Annotated in this window: 15 protein-coding genes; 4 read left to right on the forward strand and 11 right to left on the reverse strand. The window is 67.7% G+C overall.

Annotated elements, in window-relative coordinates:
* A partial coding sequence (locus BLU09_RS25535; protein ID WP_482805278.1) for a transposase occupies positions 1-222 on the reverse strand: 222 nt, incomplete at its 3' end.
* An 11-nt stretch (positions 223-233) separates the two neighbouring features.
* Here BLU09_RS25535 and BLU09_RS25540 point away from each other — a divergent pair.
* Positions 234-1,430, forward strand: coding sequence for a hypothetical protein (locus tag BLU09_RS25540; protein ID WP_244172015.1), 1,197 nt, complete (start codon positions 234-236; stop codon positions 1,428-1,430).
* A 256-nt stretch (positions 1,431-1,686) separates the two neighbouring features.
* Here the strand turns inward: BLU09_RS25540 and BLU09_RS25545 are convergent, their stop codons facing one another.
* The 5 genes from BLU09_RS25545 to gstA all read right to left on the reverse strand — a co-directional run bounded on the left by BLU09_RS25545 (position 1,687) and on the right by gstA (position 7,470).
* Positions 1,687-2,268, reverse strand: a complete 582-nt coding sequence (locus tag BLU09_RS25545) for a hypothetical protein (protein WP_090492099.1) — start codon at positions 2,266-2,268, stop codon at positions 1,687-1,689.
* Positions 2,269-2,423: 155 nt separating this feature from the next.
* On the reverse strand, positions 2,424-4,193 hold the full coding sequence (locus BLU09_RS38370; protein ID WP_143043203.1) for a hypothetical protein: 1,770 nt from the start codon (positions 4,191-4,193) through the stop codon (positions 2,424-2,426).
* Between the two features lie 1,026 nt (positions 4,194-5,219).
* Positions 5,220-6,434, reverse strand: coding sequence for a GIY-YIG nuclease family protein (locus BLU09_RS25560; RefSeq protein WP_090492102.1), 1,215 nt, complete (start codon positions 6,432-6,434; stop codon positions 5,220-5,222).
* Between the two features lie 71 nt (positions 6,435-6,505).
* On the reverse strand, positions 6,506-6,865 hold the full coding sequence (locus tag BLU09_RS25565) for a VOC family protein (protein WP_090492103.1): 360 nt from the start codon (positions 6,863-6,865) through the stop codon (positions 6,506-6,508).
* Positions 6,862-7,470, reverse strand: coding sequence for a glutathione transferase GstA (gene gstA, locus BLU09_RS25570; RefSeq protein WP_090492104.1), 609 nt, complete (start codon positions 7,468-7,470; stop codon positions 6,862-6,864). The genes BLU09_RS25565 and gstA overlap by 4 nt, the downstream gene beginning before the upstream one ends.
* Positions 7,471-7,677: 207 nt before the next feature.
* Here gstA and BLU09_RS25575 point away from each other — a divergent pair, with 207 nt between their 5' ends.
* Positions 7,678-8,538 (forward strand): hypothetical protein, encoded by an 861-nt coding sequence (locus tag BLU09_RS25575; RefSeq protein ID WP_090492105.1) that lies wholly within the window; start codon positions 7,678-7,680, stop codon positions 8,536-8,538.
* A 117-nt stretch (positions 8,539-8,655) separates the two neighbouring features.
* Here BLU09_RS25575 and BLU09_RS25580 read toward each other — a convergent pair whose 3' ends face one another.
* Positions 8,656-9,372, reverse strand: a complete 717-nt coding sequence (locus tag BLU09_RS25580; protein WP_090492106.1) for a hypothetical protein — start codon at positions 9,370-9,372, stop codon at positions 8,656-8,658.
* A gap of 204 nt (positions 9,373-9,576) precedes the next feature.
* On the opposite strand from BLU09_RS25580, the gene BLU09_RS25585 reads away from it, so the two are divergent.
* Positions 9,577-10,428 carry a DUF1206 domain-containing protein gene (locus BLU09_RS25585; protein ID WP_090492107.1) on the forward strand — a complete coding sequence of 284 codons (852 nt, stop codon included), beginning with the start codon at positions 9,577-9,579 and terminating at the stop codon, positions 10,426-10,428.
* A 7-nt stretch (positions 10,429-10,435) separates the two neighbouring features.
* Here the strand turns inward: BLU09_RS25585 and BLU09_RS25590 are convergent, their stop codons facing one another.
* The 4 genes from BLU09_RS25590 to BLU09_RS25605 form a co-directional block, all read right to left on the reverse strand.
* Positions 10,436-10,810: a hypothetical protein gene (locus BLU09_RS25590; protein ID WP_090492108.1), complete on the reverse strand. Its 375-nt coding sequence runs from the start codon at positions 10,808-10,810 to the stop codon at positions 10,436-10,438.
* 253 nt (positions 10,811-11,063) lie between these two features.
* Complete coding sequence (locus tag BLU09_RS25595) at positions 11,064-12,758, reverse strand: sensor histidine kinase (RefSeq protein ID WP_090492109.1); 1,695 nt, start codon at positions 12,756-12,758, stop codon at positions 11,064-11,066.
* Positions 12,759-12,764: 6 nt separating this feature from the next.
* Complete coding sequence (locus BLU09_RS25600) at positions 12,765-14,024, reverse strand: hypothetical protein (protein WP_090492110.1); 1,260 nt, start codon at positions 14,022-14,024, stop codon at positions 12,765-12,767.
* A 94-nt stretch (positions 14,025-14,118) separates the two neighbouring features.
* Positions 14,119-15,189, reverse strand: coding sequence for a hypothetical protein (locus BLU09_RS25605; RefSeq protein ID WP_090492111.1), 1,071 nt, complete (start codon positions 15,187-15,189; stop codon positions 14,119-14,121).
* Between the two features lie 152 nt (positions 15,190-15,341).
* On the opposite strand from BLU09_RS25605, the gene BLU09_RS25610 reads away from it, so the two are divergent.
* Entirely contained in the window at positions 15,342-18,629 is a 3,288-nt protein-coding gene (locus BLU09_RS25610; RefSeq protein ID WP_090492112.1) for an ATP-binding protein, read from the forward strand.
* The last annotated feature ends 57 nt before the right edge of the window (positions 18,630-18,686 follow it).

Consider the following 18,686-nt stretch of genomic DNA (forward strand, 5'->3'; position numbering starts at 1 on the left):
CACCGAGTAGAACGCCATCAGGAGACAGGACTTCAGCAAATGCTCCGGCGGAATGCTCGGCCGCCCGGTGCCGCTGTACATCTCATCGAACGTCGGCGAGAGCGCCGCCAGCGCGGCGTCCGCCATGTCCTTCACCCTGCGCAGCGGATGGCCTGCGGGCACCCGGTCTCCCGGCGTCCGCAGGCTGAACAGCGTCGTCTGTTGCTTGGGCCGTCCGCGCATCACTGCCTCCGATGAGCGGAGGACACCACGTCACGCGGCGGGGTGTCGATCCCTCGGAGGGGTTTCTCAACAGCCTGCTAGAGGAGCGGCGCGATGAGTACGGCTCAATCATTGGGCTGTCTCGCGCGGAGAGCCCTGTTGTTTCGATGGCACTCGACCTCGGGCTCACTCAGCGGGCGTCCGAGTTGAGCATCAGTCTCACTATACAGCCGCTCACGTTTTTTGCCGCGGTAGAGGCCTGTCGAGATTTTGTGGCTGTGGTTCGTGCCTGGGCCACTCGGTACCCTGCTCATCATTCGGTAGCTCATGGTTTGGCAGATTTGCAGTTGGCGGACTCTCCCGCATTCGGCCGTGACGCTGCGACATGGAAACGGGATGGGTTCGACAAGATCTATGAGCTGTTCTGGCTGAAGGTCTTCGGCCCTAAGCTCGTGGAGAGCGTAGGTCGCGAGCGGATGCTCTCGACGCCTGCGCACCTCGTGGAGGAGCTGCCTAATGGTTCTGTCCTCCTGGTGCTGTGGCCAACTCCCTCCGAATTCGCGAGCGACGAGGCGCGTGTTGCCCAGGCCCGCGCGCACGTTCACCTGCGGCCGGATTTCGACTTCGACACGGTGCTGCGCACGCTACGGGAGCGCAGCGCAGCGCTCGTACCCGTTGAGCCGCGCTTCCACCCTGACGTGGCGCCGTTCCTCTCGCGGCTGCCGGATGAGTTCGCCATCAGCGAGCGGCAGCGGAAGATTGCCGAACTCAACGCCTTCCGGCCTCCTGAGTCGGAAGAGTGGTTGCCGGTTGCCCTTCCATCGGACGTGGAGAATCCGGAGCGCGTCCTCGAGTCCTACGGAGACTTGTCCGAAGGTCTCGTGGCTGGGCTGCACACGAAGGTGCCCTCCATCATGGACGAGACGGCCGAGTCCCTCACAGCCCTCGACTTCTTCTTCTGGAAGGAAGACTTCCCTGAACGGTACGAGCGGCACCTCATCGATGGACACACCGCACCGGCGCTCGGAGCCTACCTGGGGGACGTGCTGGTGCGGCGGTTGGGCGGGACATGGGTGCTGCGGCAGAAGATGGAAGAGTCCCAGGTGCGGGTGGGCAAGCGCGTCTGGCTGCCCTTCCTCCGCGCGCGTCGGTACATGCAGTCCCGCCAGTCGCTACTGGACTACTCGCTCACGCAGTTCTTCAAGGAAGCGGAGCGGTACCGGCCCTGACTTGGCGCTGATGTTCTTTGCGCGCCAGGAGGTGCTGGCTGGCGCGCAGAGCGGCCTAATCTGAGGGCTCTAAGAAATGACGTGGACCCATTTCCAGAGCCCCTCGTCCCTACCTCGCTCTATGGCTCAGTGGGGGACTTTCCCGCTCGCTGTAGTAATGGCAGCACGTGGTGCCTTGCTCGCTAGGCATTGACGCAGCCTTGACGCGCGCAATTCGCCGCGACCGAGTTCAGGGGAGGCACTGGCGCGGTACCAGCTATTGGCGCGTGGCTCGGTGGCCCTCAATCATCGCAATAGCCTCGTCCTGGCTAATCTCAACCGCCGCCACCTTCCCCGGCTCATACCCGGGCATCATCCGCTCGGCTTCATCCTGCGTGACCGCCTGAACGATGATGACGTCCTTCGTGGGGGTGTCCTTCCACTTCACAGCCCAGGCCTTCTCCCCAACTCTGCGTGCCGAGTGCCTCAGTTGGTGATCGGAGTGGACGTGCAACCCGAGCGCTTCAAATAACCGGATGCACTCCGTACGGCCACCTTCGAAAATGCTGTATGCCATCTCGGGTTTGAACTCCTTGCGCATGGCGGTACACAACAACTTGGTGAGGTTGTAGATTGTCGGGTGGATGTAGCCGTTGACGACGTCGTCCGCCATCTTCGCGCCACCGAGGGACTCATGCAGCAGCACGATATGCACCAGCGCGCCTTCTGACTTCTCCGTGCGCCAATCATCCGTGATCATCGCAGCACTGGAGAGTTCCTCGACCGTGTACTCGTAGCGCTTGGTCGGGCTCTTCACCGCCTCGTTCGCCATTTTCGTCTTCGTCTTCGTTTTCGTCATCACGTACTCCTTTCGTCTGTCATCAGTGACTCGATTTTGCGTATAGCTCATGCGTCTCCGGAAATTCCGCCGCCGCTGCTGTAAACGGCTCTCCCAGGTTGCCCTGCAATGCGACGGTAGGCATCTCACCCGTGCGAGTGCACTTGGCTCATCGCCTATGTTGGCGCCAGCATACGTTTTTCGATTGTGTCCGATATTTCCTCGAAGGCAATGGCGGCCGCCTCCATCATCTGCATAGACTGACGGATGGTGGAGGCGGAGAGGTCGATGCCTACAAGTAAGAAGGCGTTGTCCATGTTGGCAGCAGGCAAGTGCGCATCGCTCAGACGAAGCTCGTACACGCCTACGAGCGGACTCATCATGCGCCTTGCTTCCTCGGGCTGGACAATCGTGGCGAGGGCATGCTCCAGTGACTTGATGGAACCGCGCTTCTCTCCCTTTGTTAAAGGGACCAGCGTCTGCAAGGGGCCGACGTCAATGCTGTCTACCGTTAATCGTGCTATATCCTTCGCGAGGGCCAGTAATCCTTCAGGATTCAGGGCACGAAACCGATGAATTGTACGGAGGATGGTCGGCCCTTGGGGATGCTGCCGTAATAGCGGAGCCTTCCAACGAGAGTTGCAAGCCGCATCAAGCCGTGCGAGCGCTAAAGCGAAGCGTTCTTCTGGTGCGATTGTCTCTGCCGGATCCGCTCTCATCTGCGAAAGGAGCAACTCCTCACTCACTTTTCCGTCCGGAGCAGCATTGAACCCCATCCAAATAACTTTCTGCCACTCAGGGAGACGCGCAATGTCGAGGGCATAAACATTGATCAACTCCTTCTGGTTCACGCCGAAGTGAATGCCGTAACCGTAGACGGGGGCAACCTCCCCTGTATCGCGCGTGTACCAATGCAACGCCCCCCCACGGCGTTGTGCAAGTTCTCCGATGACGCCTGGCCGAAACCATAGCCACCGGTGCACCGCTTCGTCCCGGAGGTTGTCGGCGCTCTCCCGTTTCCCAGATGGCTCCGTGATGAAGAAGCAGCTCGATGGCGCCTTGTCCCCCCGGACGCGTGGGCTCGTTGTTGCAGGCTCGAACCATTCAGTGCGCCAGAGCTCGCCTGAGACGTCAAAGAGCATGCGCCGCTGAGACTTCATACTCCACGAGCGCGTCTGAATGTTCGATTCTTCGGGTGCGCCAAAAACTGGCACATCCTCTTCCGCATCGACGTCCGTTCGCCCCATGTGGAAGACGGCCGTTTGGGCCCCAAAAACTGAGCCCCCTTCATGTATTGCACGAACGCGTGCCTCGAACCTGTCTCCTCCAACCAGTTCCCGCAGATCCTCTGAACTCCACGGGATGTGGCTTGTTTCCTCCTCGACGGTGCTCCGAATGCGGTATGTCGCCACACGAAGGGCCAGATCGCGCGCGGCCAAATAGTCACCAAGGTGACTCGCGCGAATCTCAAGCCTCACCGGCGCTCCTGATGCACTCCGCTTTAGATGTGCAACCTCCTCATAGCCCTCCTGAGGACAAAGCCAGACGTCTCCCTCGCGTAGGAGACCGAGTGCGATAATGAGGTCCTGGTGGAGGTGCCATACGTGCTCCTCGGAACCATCGAACTCTTGTCCCAGGACGAGGTCAATGCCCAGGCAGGTACCATCCCGCGCCTGGAATACGTCAGCAGGCTTGTATCCTGACTCAAGCACAAGTGAGCGTTGTGCGTGGCCGATACCGATGTCTGACCACCCGAGCGCCTCGGCCCTTTGGCGATGTTTTGTGTGGAATGCTACCGAACCCAAAGCGAAGACTTCCTCTTCGAAACCGATGCTTCCTCGCTCGCCAGTGTGGCTCTCCTCGTATACGCGTAGAGGAATCCATACAGCCTTGGAGAACCAACGCTTACGAATGTCCCTCATCTCGAACCAAGTGTGGTCGCGCATGTCATCGTCTCCATCGCACAGCGTAACGCAGCAGTGGGGCACGAGCGAGTATAAGCACCTGGGCCTCTCTGCTTGGCCTACTCAAATGATTTAGGCAAGCGAGCCCCAATGTTGTCGGGAGCCACCGAAGCGAGGGATGCTTACGATCGGCAGGCGAGAGGAAGAGGCGGTGTCTACGGAGCCAATTTCCATGGGGCAGGGAAATATTACCCCCAAAGTTCATTCAAGGCTTTGCGACCCAGGCCACCAGTCGGATGGATCATGTGCTTGACCTCGCAGGGCAGGTCCTCAAGCGTGACGAGTGACTGTAAGCGGCAGGCCATTGCCTTTGGCGGCTGGGTTGGAGTCTACGACGCATCGAGAGAGCGGCTGGGTTGCGTCGGGAGACAGCCAGTGGCTACTCGAAGGCCGCAGGCGTAGGCCGCCGTCCAACACGGCGCCTTGTTTGTCCACTTCTACGGCAGGCACTCCACAATGGGGGCGGAGCTCCCGAGCCGGAGCGAGCCCAACCCCGAGCGCGGAACTGCGCGTCGTCGGTCCCGTGCGCCAAGGTCTTGAATCTCTCGCGAGGCCTTCTGGAGCTGACTGGCGGGTTTGCGGCGAGTGGGGCCGCTGAAGCGAGCTGGCGTCGAGCAGATCTGTGGCCTGCCGCGATCGCCTTCACCTTGAGTAGGGGGTGGGATGGCCCACGCCAGCCTTGCGGCCCATTCATCGGGAGCCGTGAACTAGGCAAGAGACGAAACTAGAAAGCAGAGAGAGACGCCTTTCCAGAAACCGCAGAGCGGAAAGAGCAGGTCTCCAGGGGAATGTTGTTAACCGCCTCCCCAAAAGTTAACAGCACCTGTTAACCACTCTCGGCCTCTCTCTCCCCAAAACGGGCGAAAGAGCGCTCCAGAGAGCCCGGGAGGTGGCCGAGAAGAGGGGGTATCTCGCTCTGCGGGGCAAAGGGCCGAGAACGCCCTCTGCAGCACCGCGAGCCAGATTCCCTTGTGATTCAGCGGCTTAAGCACGAAGGCCCCGCGATATTCATCGCGAGGCCCGTGTAAAACAAAAGGGCCCTACCGGTTGGTAGGGCCCTTCGTTCAGCTCCTCAGGGTGCAGGCGGAACCAGCGGGCGATGAGCATCACCTCCTGCGCTTCGTGTGCACGGAAGCCCAGCGTCTCAGGCTCGGGCCGCTCGAGGATTTCACGGGCCTTCGCCTCCAGCGCCTGCTGCTGCTCGTGCGTGACGGGCGCGGGCAGCTCCGCGCGCACGCTGCCCCGGCGCACCACGTAGACGCGGTCATCGCCGCCATGGCCGGGCACCGTGTAGACGAAAGAGAGGCGCTTGAGCATCCGGCTCAGCTCCACCACCCAGCCGCGCATCAGCTCCAACCGCTCCGCCCTGTCCCGCAGCTCCGCGGCGTATTCGAACTGGAGCCTGCGGGCCGCCAGCGCCATGCGCTCACGCAGCAATGTCAGCGGTGTGTCGGACGTCCCTTCGAGGAAGGCGCGGGCCTGGGCGACGCGCGCGTCGTACTCCGCGCGAGTACAGCCGCCGGCGCAGGGCGCCAGACAGCGCGAGAGCTGCCCGCGCATGCACAACGGCTCCTGCTTCAGCGGGAAGAGCTGGCCCTGGTCCGCCAGGCGCATGGGCGTGTCCGCCGCGCAGTCGCGCAGCTCCAGCAAGTCACTCACCGCGCGCACCACGTCGGACATGGCGCTCCGTCCGTGGAAGGGCCCGTAGTAGTCGCCGCTCTCGCTGCTGGCGTGGCCCACCACGCGCAGCCGGGGGACGGGCTCGCGCGTCAGATGGATGAAGCAGTGGCCCCGGTCCCGCTTGTGCTCCACGTTGTAGAGGGGGCGCTGTGACTTGATGAGGCGGAACTCGTATAACAGCGCGGCGAACTCGCTGGGCGTGTACTCCCAGGCGATGCGGTGCGCGTGGGCGATGATTTCCGCCGCCTTCTCGTGCGCTTCCGCGCGGAAGTACGACAAGAGCCGCGTGCGCACCCGCACGGACTTGCCCACGTAGAGCACTTCGTCCGAAGGCCCCAGCATCCGGTAGATGCCTGGGCGATTCTCGGCGTGCTCGCGCACGTGGGCGAAGAGGGCGGCGACGCGGGATTCCATGAGACGGGAGCGGAGGCCCGCACCGTAACCGGCGAGGACCGTCGCTTCCATGCCCCGGACCTGTCCGGCTCCTCTGTGAGCCGAAGCCGCTCGGGGAGGTGCCTGCCGGACGTCGCCTCTGGAGGGCAGGCGGTGGCGCGGGAACGCAGGGCGGCGGCCTCAAGTGAAGGCCGCGCGCCCTGGCCCGCGGTGAAGCGCGGCTACGCCGGCTCGATGAAGTTCAGCCGGTAGCCGTCCGGGTCGGTGACGATGAGCTCCCGGGTGTACCAGGGCTGAACCGTGGGGCCGTCCACGGCGGCGCCCAGGGCCTGGGCCCGCAGGAGCACCTCGTCCAGGCTGTGGGGCGCCTCGGCGCGGAGGCCGACGAGCACCCCCGTGCCGCGCCGGCCTTCCAACTTCAGCTGCGGCGGCGGGGTGACCAGGTACACGTCCAGGGCCTCCGCCCACCGGAGGTGGACGAAGGGGGGCTCGGCGCTCACGCGCGTGAAGCCCAGCGCCTCATAGAAGGCCACCGAGCGCGCGCTGTCCGTGACGAGCAGCTTGACGAAGGCCGCCGTCACTTCGCGAGGCCTTCCGCCTTCAGGGCCTCCTGCACGGAGGGCCGGTCCGCCACGCGGGCGTGATAGGCGCGCAGCGCGGGGAAGGGCTCCAGGTCCACCTTGGTGTGCCCAGCCCAGTTGAGCGTCGTGAAGAGGTACGCGTCCGCCACGGTGAACTGGTCGCCCAGCAGGAACGCCTGCTTCGCCACCACCACCTCCAGCATGCCCAGGCGCTGCGCGAGCCGCTCACGCGTCAGCCGCTTGACGTCATCCGGGAACGCCGGGTTGAACAGGGGGCTGAAGCCCTTGTGAATCTCGGTGGAGATGAAGTTGAGCATCTCCTGGAGGCGGTAGCGCTCCAGCGTGCCGTTGGCCGGGGCCAGCTTCTTGTCGGGGACCTGGTCGGCGAGGAACTGGACGATGGCGGGGCCCTCGGTCAGCAGGCTGCCGTCATCCAACTGGAGCGCCGGGACATAGCCCTTGGGGTTGATGGCGTGGAAGTCCTCGCCCGCCGCCGTCTTCTTGGCGCGGATGTCCACCTTCTCGGTGGTGAAGGAGAAGCCGCCCTCACGCAGGATGATGTGGGGCGACAGCGAACAGGCGCCAGGGGAGTAGAAGAGTTTCATGGCGCGGATTCCTGCACGACTCCAGCGCCGTTCGCCACGAATTCGGATGCAGGTCGGGCCGCCCCCTGGGTCGGCCCTGCCCAGGTGACCCGCAGGCACTGCGAGTGATAGGGATTCGTGACGGTCGGCACCGGTCCGGGGAGCCCGCCCGACCGCATCCCCTCAGCGCATGCCCGGCCCCGCGGGCCTGTCCGGATACCTGAACCTATGCGTCTCAAGCAGTCTTTCCTGCTCCCTCTCGCGGTCCTGTCCCTGGGCGTGCTGCCGGCGTGCTCGGACGATGGTGACGACCCCTCCCCTGGCAATGACGCCGGCACTGATGCGGGCACCCACGCGAGAACGGATTCCGGCACGGACGCGGGCGACGACAACCCGGGGCCCAGCACCGAGCCCGGGACCTGTCCTTCCAACGCGCTGCTCTGCGAGTTGTTCGACAGCGGCAACGACACCAACGGATGGAGCGCCAGCGCGGAGAACGCCTCCCTCCAGGTGGACAGCACGCGGACGCGCAACGGCCCGGGCGCGTTGCACGTCCTCACCGAGGATGGACACGACGAGCGGCAGCGTGCTGGCAAGGCCATCGCGCAGTGGCAGAAGAGCATCCCGGCTTTCGAGACCCGGCTCTTCGTGCGCGCGCACGTCTACATGCGCTCGCTGCCGGGAGTGTTCGGGCAGATGGGCACCTTCTTCGTGCTGTCCAACTTCGGCGCGGACTTTGGTGGCTTCGAACTCCAGGTCATGCAGGACAGCGGCTTCGCGCTGGATGACTGGTCCTTCCGCGAAGGGCAGGGCTGGAACCGCCAGCCCGAGCCCGTCCGGCTGGGCATGGAGGCGGGGCGCTGGGTGTGTCTGGAGTGGGAGGTCCGCCGCGACAGCACGTCGAGCACGCACGGCAACACCCGCGTCTATGTGGACGGCACGCTTGCGCACGACTTCACCAACATCGGCATGCGCGCCTTCAACAACTTCTCCGTGGGCTACGGCTTCGTCCACCCGTTGGGGGCGTCCGGCTCCGAGACGTGGATTGACAACGTCGTGGTGAGCACGCAGCGCGTCGGCTGCGACTAGGGCGTCCGCACGAAGCTCCGTGGCAAGAGGAATGGGCACGGCCATGCGGCCCTCAGGACGGGCTGTCTGGCCGTGCGCTTCAAGGCTGCGAGATTGCGAGGGACGCCCGTCGTCACTTCACGGACGCGGGAGGGTCTGCTGCATCTGCCGGCTGCGGTATTGGATGCGCTGATTGAGCGCTTCCTGGCGCTGGGGCGATTCGTCGCGCGAGTACAGCGCCAGCCCGAAGTAGCGCTTCTCTGGCGCATCGGTTCCCCCCATCCGCCACCCGAAGGCTTGTTGCCGGTCGGTGCGATACTCTGAAAACGCGCTCGTTTCCGAGAGCCGCTCGAAGTCATCACGGCCCGCCATTCCCTCGCCATACACGATGCAGGGATATTCGGTGCAGTCGATGCTGGAGACAGAGGCATCTTCGAATCCAGCCTGGGCGAGCGCTTTCCCGATGGACTCCACCAGTGCTGCTTCCTGGAATCTCGCGTCGAGGGAAGCGGGGGCGGGCACCGGTTCGCCTTGGTCGAGTGCTCGGAGCGCTCGCTCCAGCTGGAGCTTCTCCTCCAGGCTGGCGACGTGTGTCTGCTTTTCTGATTCGAGCTGGGCCGTCGTCCCTGGCGCGGCGTGGGGTGAGGGCGGTGCTGGGGTGACGGGCGAAGGCGTGTGAGGGGCCTTGCTCCGGACGGCGGGAGTGGATGGGCCTGGAGTGGGTGACTGCCTGGTGGCGACAGCAGGCAGTGGTGCTGCGTTCTCCATGGGAGATGGAGTCGCATCCGGCTTGATTTGCCAGACGCCGATGCCGCCGCAGACCACACCCAGCAGGAACGTGATGATGAGCCGCATGTGAGTGACGTGCCTTCCATGGAATGGGGGCGCAAGCGCCCAGGTCAGACCGCGATACCTCCTCGCCAGCGCTTCGGTTGAAGCGGGGAAGCTACCCCGGAATCCCGGGCGAGCGGACAGGCGAGCGTCCGTTGGGGCGCGGCGTATCCATGTGCATCGTTCCTGCTCGGACATGGCGGTGGCGCCGGAAAGGAACGAGGACACATGGCGACGGGGACATTGCGCCGGCCCGACCTCCATCGGGTGGCTCGGGCGGGGCAGGGCGCGAGCCGGAGCGGTGTGGAGTGGGCGGCCCGCGTGGGCTACGCCGCGCGCGCGGCGGTCTACGCGGTGATTGGAGTGCTGGCGTTGATGCTGGCCGCGGGTGAAGGAGGCCAGGCGACAGACACCCATGGCGCCGTGGAGGAGGTGGCGCGCCAGCCCTTCGGCTCGGTGCTGCTGGTGCTGCTGGGGGTGGGACTCGTCGCCTTCGCGCTGTGGCGCTTCGCCCAGGCCGCCTGGGACCTGGAAGACAAAGGTCGCTCCGGGAAGGGCATCGCGGCGCGCGTGGGCATGGCGGGCAGCGGCGTGATTCACGCCAGCCTCGCGCTCACGGCCTTCAACCTCCTTCGCGGCCGAGGTGGCGGCGGTGGCGGCGGCAACCAGGGACTCACCGCCAAGCTGCTGTCCCAACCCTTTGGCCAGGTCCTGGTCGTCGTGGTGGGCTTGTCGGTGATGGCGTTCGCCGGATACCAGCTCTACCAGGCCTGGAAGGGACGCATGTTGGAGGAACTGAGCCTGTCCGGACTGGCCGCGCGCCAGCGGACCTGGGTGGAGCGCATCTGCAAGGCCGGTGTCGCGGCGCGCGGCGTGGTGTTCCTGCTGGTGGGTTGGTTCTTCATCCAGGCGGCGCTGCGCGCGGACCCGGCAGAGGCGGGCGGCCTGGGGGAAGCGCTGGGAACGTTGGCGCGCCAGCCCTTCGGACCCTGGCTGCTGGGCCTGGTGGCGTTGGGACTGGTGGCCTACGCCGTCTACCAACTGTGCGTGGCGCGCTACCGGCGCATCCCCACGCCGTGATGCGGCCCTACATGCGGCGCTGCAGGTGGGGCACGGCCGAGGTGAACAGGGCCTCGGGTGCCACCTGGCCCTGCGCGCCGACCAGCGCGGGGTAGACGTCGATGGGCGCCGCGCAGCCCACCACGAAGTCCGCGGCTTCGCGCAGCTTCGCCAGCGCGAAGTCCGTGCAGTGGATGGTGATGACGGGCAGGAGGCCGGGCTCGCTGAGCCACCTCACGCCGTCCGACAAGTCGTGGGCGCTCACGAAGCGTTGCACCGTGTCGCGCAGCTTGCGGCTCTCCTCCAACGCCGCCGCGAGCCCGCTGCGCCGGTCCCGCTGTGGCGCCGGGACGTAGGGCTCCGAGTCGTCCTCGCGCGGCATGATGATGCTCTCAATCCACATCGGAGCGCCTCCTGACGGAACGACTGGCGCGGCCATGACGAGCAACCAACCACGCCCGTTTGGACGCCGAACCGGGACGGCATATTGCACGTGTTCGGCGAACCCCGATTCACTGATGACGCCAAGTCCTTCCCGAAAGGCGTCAGGGTGTAAGAAATCGGAGGAAGGGCCGGGTGTCACCCCGTGGGCTGCGCCCCGCATGTGTCCACAAGTGGATGCCGTGCCCGCCCCGCGGAACGGGGTGGCGCCTGCCCTACCGTGGCAAATCCACCACGAAGGCGGCGCCGCCTCCAGGCGCTTCCTCCACGTGGACGCGGCCGCCGTGCGCGTCGATGATTTGCCGGACGATGTGGAGCCCCAGCCCCAGGCCGCCGCGCCGCTGGGCGTTGTCGCCCTGGGTGAAGCGCTCGAAGACGCGATCCCGGTCCGCGGCGGGAATGCCCGGCCCGCTGTCCTGCACCACCAACCGGGTCCTGTCGGGTGTGTGCGTCAGCGACACCTTCACCGGCTTGCCCGTGCCGTAGCGGAAGGCGTTGGTGAGCAGGTTGCTCACCACCTGCTCCATGCGCAGCCGGTCGAAGCGGCACGGGGCCGGCGCGTCCACGTGCGAATCCAGGCGCACGCCCGCAAGGCGGGCCTCCTCCGCGAAGCGGGAGACGACGTCCGACACCACGCCTGCCAGGTCTCCGTCGGCGAACTGGAAGTCCAGCTTCCCCGTCTGGATGCGGCTGACGTCCAGCAGGTTGTCCACCAGCGCGCCCAGCCTGCGCAACTGGCGCTCCGTGTTGTCCAGCTTCCCGGCGACCTTGTCCGAGCCGAGCGTCGCGCCGGGTGTGGATGCGCCCAGGCGCCGCAGCAGCTGCAACTGGAGGCGCAGGGACGTCAGCGGCGTGCGCAGTTCGTGGCTGGCCATGGAGAGAAAGTCGTCCCGCGTGCGCACCGCCTGTTGCAGCGCGGCCTCCGTCTCCTTCAGCGCGGTGATGTCCAGGATGGCCCCGCGCACCACCACGACGTTGCCCGTGGCATCGCGAATCACCGTTGCCCGGCTGGTGAGCCAGTGCCAGCTCCCGTCCGGCCAGCAGGTGCGGAAGGTGGACGTGTAGGCGTCCACGTGCCGGGTGAAGAGCGCGGCGACCTGGGCCTCCACCTCCGCGCGGTCCTCCGGGTGGATGGAGGCGAGGAACTTCTCGTGCGTCCACTCCGCCTGCGGCTGTGCGTAGCCGTAGAGCCGGTCATGCGCCTCGGAGCGGAACACCTGGCCGGTGACGAGGTTCGTCTCCCAGACGGCCATCTGCGCGGAATCGAGCGCCACCTGGAAGCGCTCGCCCAGCTGGCGGAAGCGCTCCTCGGTGCGCGCCACTTCGTTCTCCGCGTGCTGGCGCTGGGTGATGTCCGTGGCCAGCACCCACGTCTCGTCACCCACCACGCGGACCGTCACCTCCAGCCAGGTTCGCGACGGCAGCTCCGCCAGGAAGCGGCCGCCCTCGCGCGTGGTCAGCGCCGTCATCAACCGTTCGTGCAGCACCGTGCCCGACAGCCCGGGCTGCGCAAGCCAGGGTTCGTGGCCGCGCACCTGCTCGGCCGACACACCCAGCAGGGCGGCGGCGTGCGTGTTCAGCTCGCGGACGCGGCCGTGGGCGTCGAGCGTGAAGAAGGCCTCGCCCATCATCTCCTGCAGCACACACAACCGGGCCTCGGCGGACAGGCCGACTTCGTCGGCGGCGTGAGCAGGCAGCTCGGTGGTGACTGCGGGGGGCGGCTCCGAGGGACGACCGGGCTCGGAAGACGGAGCGAGTCTCATGGGGGCCGGGAAGGTCTCCCGGCCATCCGGAGGCGTCAAGCCGCCCGGCGTGGCGCTCGCGGGGGCTCCTGGTGAGTCAGGAGGCTCACGGCGCCGGTCCCTGCGCCCCCGTTTTCGGCCCCCCCCAGGCCGCCCCGACTCGCCCATGCGCGCTCAGCCTCCGTTCGCTGCCGCCGTGGGGTCCACCAGGGGTTCAGGCATGACCCAGAGCGCCGTGGGCTGAAGATAGGCCGCGTCGAATGCGAAGAGAATGCCCGTCCAGCGGTCCCAGAAGAGGGCCCAGTTGTACTCAGTGGGCGGCGAGGTGAGCGGGTTGCCGTCGCGGTCCGGCTGGCTGTAGGCGAAGTCCGCGTACGTCCACGTCATCGTCCCGAAGTCCGTGGTCAGCAGCGGGGTGATGGCGCGCAGCAGTTCGACGCGAGAGACCTCGTCCGGGCGCTGGACGGCGGGGGAGAAGACAGGCTGGGCCATGTCGTGCTGCTCACGCCAGGCGATGTAGTTGTTTCCCATGGCGATCAGCGCGTCACGCGCGGCCGGCGTGGGCGCCAGGCGGGCCTCTTCGTACAGCGCGAAGGCCGCCACCAGCAGGCTCTTCCAGTGCATGCCGGGGAAGAGGGTGTCGAACTCGAACGGGCGCGGCGTGTCGAAGGCGTGCGCGAGCGCGTAGTCATACGCCTGACGGGACTGGGTGGGCACCGCGTCCACCAGCGTGAACTCCGTGAGCACGCGCTCGGGCGTCACCACGCCGGCCCCCGCGCGCCAGTCCATGTAGAGGCGCCCCGAGCCGCCAATGTCCGTGAAGATGGCGAGGTTGCTCTCGTTCAGCGTGTGCTCCAGCGTGTCCACGATGCGCTCCGCCTTGTCGAGCGGGAGCACGCCTGGCGCGCTCGCGTAGAGCGCGGCGAAGCGGGCCGTGGTGGTGAGCAACGTGCGCGCGTCCAGCAGGGCCGCGCCATTGAGCGCCGTGGTGAGCGAGGCGAGCGACGCCGCCACGTCGAAGGGCAGGCCCGACAGCACCAGTTGCAGGCCCAGTTGCTGGACGGACAGATGCAGGGCGCCCGTGAGGCCCACGCGTCCCAGCGCCTGCTGAAGCGACAGGGACGGCTGGACGCGGGCGGCGCGGATGACGCTGCGGGCCAGTGACGCGCCGAGAAGGCCTTCGCCGCCGGTGCGAGAGGCATGCGGCGCGAAGACGAACCAGTTGGGCCGCACGGCGCTGGTGCCACCCGGGGTGAGGGTGGGGTCCAACAGCCCGCCGATTTCATAGGCCAGTTCGATGTAGCCCGCGGTGATGCGGTTGTTGTCCTCCAGCGGCGTGGTTTGGGCGTGGGACGTCGAGGCCAGCAGCACGCTCGCGACGAGCAGCGCGCGGGGCAGGCCCAGGGGGATGGGACGGGATGGGGTGAGGTGCATGAGAGAGGGAAGTAGCCACGCCCATGCGCCTTCCAATCCATTCCGCCACGCGCACGCGTCAAGCGTCCAACAGCAGACGCTCGCGCGGCTCACCTCACGGGCAGGGGCCGCAATCCTGTGCGCAACTGTCGTACCGGTTGGAGGTGCCACACTGCTCCGTGGCCTGACATACGCTGTCTCCACACACATTCACATTCGTGGGGGACAGCCGCGTGGTGATGGGGCGGTAGGTGACACCGCCGAGCGTGCACGTCTCGTAGTAGAGGCCGCTCGAGTCCAGCGCGCAGTGGGACGTGCAGGCGCCCACGTACACCATGGGGGCGCAGGGCACGAGCGTCTCCGTGCCATCGTGGAGCAGGCCCGCGCAGGCGCGCGAGGTGCTCTCCTGGGGGCTCAGCGGAGCGCGCTCCGCGCCCACGTGGACGCCTTCGGAGTTGAAGAGGTTGCCGAAGAAACACGACTCCTGCCGGGAATGCGTGGCGAGCTCCTGCGCCGTGTAGGGAATGACGGCGCCAGCGCCGTCCAGGCCGAGGATGGAGATGAGCAGCTCCTCGCCCAGCCGGTTGGCGTGGGCCGCCAGGCACGCGGAGACGACCTGCTGTTCGGCCAGCGTGGCCGGGCTGCCGCTGGCCCAGTCCGGCGCCAGCCCCAGGCCACCTTCCCACATGTACGACAGCTCCATCACGGGCTCTGTGTAGGTCCGCGTCTGCCCCGCGGGCACGGCGCAGCGGACCACGTAGCGCATCGCCATGTCGGCCAGTGAGGGATTGGCCTGGAACCAGGTGTTGAAGGCCTCCGACGACAGGCCATTGAAGGACAGCCCGTTGAATGACAATCCATTAAAGGACAACCCGTTGAATGACAGGCCATTGAAGGACAGCCCGTTGAACGACTCCTGCGGCTGCGTCCGCGCGCCGGTCGGGGACGCGGCGTCTGGCGGCGGAGGCTCGCAGCCAGCAATGCCAAGCATCGTCAGGGCGAGCATCGGAAACGTCTTCGGAAGCAGTGTCTTTTTCATCGACTCCCCAGTGGGTCCAGGTCGCCGGACGGCTCGCGGTGCAAGTGTCCGGGCGGGGCCACCCCGAGGAGTGCGGGCAGGGTGAAGGGTGGCCGGCGCGAAAAATTGCACCAGGGATGCGTGCGGGCAACCCGTACCCGCGGGCAATGTTTGTAGTCGCTGACAGTCGAGGCGTGCTGGAGGTGGGCAGGGGGTTCACACTGGCGGTGCCTCCTGGGGCGAGGGTGCCGTGGCGTTGTGGACGCGTCCGCGCGCGAGCGTCTCGTGCCGGATGCTGTCTGTGTTGAGGCCCGGAGCATGTGCCCGTCACGCATGGGCGGTGTTCGTTCCGCGTGGTGTCATCTCTTCAGCGGGAACGGGCATCGCAGGAGCGTGCGATGGGTGATGTGTCCTCCAGAAGGTTGGCAGGCTCCGCGGCGGGCATGCTGAGGGCACTGCCCGGCCAGGAGTCCCAGCCGGCCTCCGCGACGCCTCCCGAGGGCTCCGTGGCGCTGGTCTTCACCGACGTCCAGGGCTCCACGCGGCTGTGGGAGCGTTGTGGCGCGGGCATGCGTGATGCGCTGGAGGTGCATGACCGCGTCCTGCGCTCCCTGCTGGTCGGCAGCACCGGCTACGAGGTGAAGACGCAGGGGGACTCCTTCATGATTGCGTTCCCCTCGGTGCTGGAGGCGCTGACGTGGTGCCTGGCTGCGCAGGACGCGCTGCTGCGCGCGCCCTGGCCGGTGGACATCCTCTCCCAGCCCGAGGCCGCCGAAGAGGTGGGGCCCGGAGGCCTGTTGTTCCGGGGCCTGCGGGTCCGCATGGGCGTGCACGTGGGCGAGCCGGAGTGCCGCGTGGACGCGCGCTCCGGCCGGACGGACTACCTGGGCCGCATGGTGAACGTGGCGGCGCGCGTGGCGGCCGCGGGCCATGGAGGTCAGGTCCTGGTGAGTGGCGGCGCCTGGGCGCAGGCCGCGCAGGCGTTGGAGCCGCTGGGCCGGCCCGCGGTGCGTCCCCTGGGCGCGTTCCGATTGAAGGGCATCGATGATGCCGTGGCCCTGGTGGAGGTGCTGCCCGCGCACCTGTCGGAGCGGCGCTTCGGGGTTCCACGTGCGCCGAGAGATCGCCAGGGGAACGTGCCCGTGCTCCAAGAGGGACTGGTGGGGCGAGGCCTCGAACTCGGGCAGCTCCGCCGCTGGCTCGCGGATGGCGCGCGGCTCGTCACGCTGCTGGGGCCGGGTGGCATGGGCAAGACCCGGCTGGCCACGTCCTTTGGTGCGCTGGAGCTGGAGTCGGGGGAATGGGAGGGCGGGGTGTGGCTGTGTGAGCTGGCCGAGGCCCAGACAGCGGAGGCGCTCTGCCTGTCGGTGGGCCATGCGCTGGGAATCCCCCTGCGCGCGGATGGTGACCCGACCGAGCCGGCGGAGCGGCTGGGGCGCGCGCTGAACGACTGTGGTGACGTGCTGCTCATCCTCGACAACCTGGAGCAGGCCGTGCAGCACCTGCCCGCCACGTTGGGGCGCTGGCTCCAACTGGCGCCTCGCGCGCGCTTCCTGGCGACGTCGCGCGAGGCACTGAGCCTACCCGGGGAGCGACTGCTGGACCTGGCGCCGCTCTCGGTGCCGGAGGAGGGCGAGTCCCGGCTGGAGGAGCTGGTCCGGTCGGACGCGGTGCGCCTGTTCGCGCAGCGGGCGCGTGAAGCCCGAGGCTGCTTCGAGCTGACGGCCGGCGAGGCGCCGATGGTCGCGGACATCGTGCGGCAGCTGGATGGAATCGCGCTGGCCATCGAGCTGGCCGCCGCGCGCATGGCGCTGTTGAGCGTGAGCCAGCTTCGGGAGCGGCTCACGCGTCGCTTCGAGCTCCTGCGCACGGGACGGCGTGATGGCCGCGCGCGGCAGGCGACGCTGCGAGGAGCCATCGACTGGTCCTGGAACCTGCTGGAGCCGGAGGAGCGGGCCGCGCTGGCGCGCTGCTCGGTGTTCCGTGGCGGCTTCTCGCTGGAGGCGGCGGAAGCGGTGCTGGGGCTGCCCCCGGACGGGCCCTCCGTGCTGGACGTGCTCCAGTCGCTGCGCGTCAAGTCGCTCTTGCGCGTGCTGGAGGCGGAGCTGCCCGGCGGTGACTCCCGGCTGGGCCAGTACGAGAGCATCCGTCAGTACGCCGCGGCCCGGCTGGCCGAAGAGGGCGTGGGCAATGCGGCCGCGTTGGCGGAGCGGCACGCGGATTGGTACCTGTCGCTGGCCCACGGCCTGCGCGCGCAGGTGCGCAGCCAGGGCGGCGCGGAGGCCTTGCAGCGGCTGGCCCTGGAGCGGGAGAACCTCCTGGCGGCGTGTGACAACGCCCTGGCCGTGACGCCCGCGACGTCGCGTTCGGTGGAGCGGGCGCTGGAGGCGTTGGTGGCGCTGGAGCCGGAGGTGGTGACGCGCGGCCCGGTGCGCTTGTTGCTCGAACGGTTGGACGCGGCGCTGGCGTTGACGGACCGGGTGATGGGCGCGCCCAGGTTGGTGGCCGAGGCCGTGGCGGTGCGTGGCCGCGTGTTCCTGGAGGCGGGCGACCTGGTGTCGGCCCGCCGGGATTTGGAGTGCGCACGCGCATCACTGAGGACGCTGGGCGCGGTGGCGGGCGAGAAGCGCGTGCTGGTGGACCTGTCGATTGTGGCTCGGCACGAAGGTGAGCTGTCCCAGGCCTGGGCGCTGGTGCGCGAGGCGCGGCTGTTGTCGTCGGAGGGCGACCGCTGGCTGGACGCCTACACCGTGGGAAACCTGGGGCTGGTGGAGCAGGCCCGCTGCGGCGCGGAGGCTGCCATTCCCCACCTGCGCGCGGCGCAGGCGCTCTTCCACGGCGTGGGCGACGTGACGTTCGAGGTGGGCTTCCTGTCCAACTGCGCGGTGGCCATCGGGGAGATGGGGCGCACGCGCGAGGCGATGAGCCTGCTGGAGGACGCGATGGTGCGCTCGGCCAGTGTGGGAGACCGGGCGGGGCATGCGCTGGCTCGCCTCAACCTGGGCTGCTACCTGCTGGAGGAGGGGCGCCCGCAGGAGGCGCGCGAGCACCTGCTTGCCGCTGCGCGCATTGGCCGGCAGTTGGGGCAGCGGCTGCTGGAGGGCACCGCGCTGGGCGAGCTGGGGCGCGCGGAGTTGGCCCTGGGGTCGTGGAGCGAAGCCTGGGCCCGGCTGTCGGAGGCGGTGTCCGGCCTGGGGCGCGTGTCGCGCGGGCAGGTGCTGCGCTTCGCGGTGTACCGGGCCGTGGTGGAGGCGTGCGTGGGAGACGCAGCGGCGGCGGAGGCGAGCTTCGTCGTGCTGGAGGGCGCGCCGGAGCTGCGGGACGACCCGGTGCTGCGTGAGCTGGCCGCGCTGCTTCGCGCGGTGGTGGACCTGGCGGAGGCCAGGGCGGCCCGGGACGACGTCGCGCGGGTGCAGCGGGCTTTCGAGTCGGTCCGCCAGCGCATCGCGCGGGCCCGGAGCGCCCCGCCAGAGGCCGCCTCGTCGGACCTGCGTGGCGCGCTGGGCTTTCTGGAGGAAGCCCTGTGGCGGCTCACCTCGGAGCCCGAGGACGTGGAGGCCCTGGAGGTGGAGGGCCGGGGCGCCCCTGTCTGCGCCGGGGCTGCTTGACGCCCCTGAAACGGCTGTGCTTCAAGCGGCGCTTCCATGCCCGAAGCGCGCGTCACC

Source organism: Myxococcus virescens (assembly GCF_900101905.1).
In the GTDB taxonomy this organism is placed as follows: Bacteria; Myxococcota; Myxococcia; order Myxococcales; family Myxococcaceae; genus Myxococcus; species Myxococcus virescens.

Bases quoted from the DNA above. Each gene is read 5' to 3' on its own strand.
- BLU09_RS25540 (WP_244172015.1), top strand. From the start codon at position 234: ATGAGCGGAGGACACCACGTCACGCGGCGGGGTGTCGATCCCTCGGAG.
- BLU09_RS25545 (WP_090492099.1), bottom strand. From the start codon at position 2,268: ATGACGAAAACGAAGACGAAGACGAAAATGGCGAACGAGGCGGTGAAG.
- BLU09_RS38370 (WP_143043203.1), bottom strand. From the start codon at position 4,193: ATGCGCGACCACACTTGGTTCGAGATGAGGGACATTCGTAAGCGTTGG.
- gstA (WP_090492104.1), bottom strand. From the start codon at position 7,470: ATGAAACTCTTCTACTCCCCTGGCGCCTGTTCGCTGTCGCCCCACATC.
- BLU09_RS25575 (WP_090492105.1), top strand. From the start codon at position 7,678: ATGCGTCTCAAGCAGTCTTTCCTGCTCCCTCTCGCGGTCCTGTCCCTG.
- BLU09_RS25580 (WP_090492106.1), bottom strand. From the start codon at position 9,372: ATGCGGCTCATCATCACGTTCCTGCTGGGTGTGGTCTGCGGCGGCATC.
- BLU09_RS25585 (WP_090492107.1), top strand. From the start codon at position 9,577: ATGGCGACGGGGACATTGCGCCGGCCCGACCTCCATCGGGTGGCTCGG.
- BLU09_RS25590 (WP_090492108.1), bottom strand. From the start codon at position 10,810: ATGTGGATTGAGAGCATCATCATGCCGCGCGAGGACGACTCGGAGCCC.
- BLU09_RS25595 (WP_090492109.1), bottom strand. From the start codon at position 12,758: ATGGGCGAGTCGGGGCGGCCTGGGGGGGGCCGAAAACGGGGGCGCAGG.
- BLU09_RS25600 (WP_090492110.1), bottom strand. From the start codon at position 14,024: ATGCACCTCACCCCATCCCGTCCCATCCCCCTGGGCCTGCCCCGCGCG.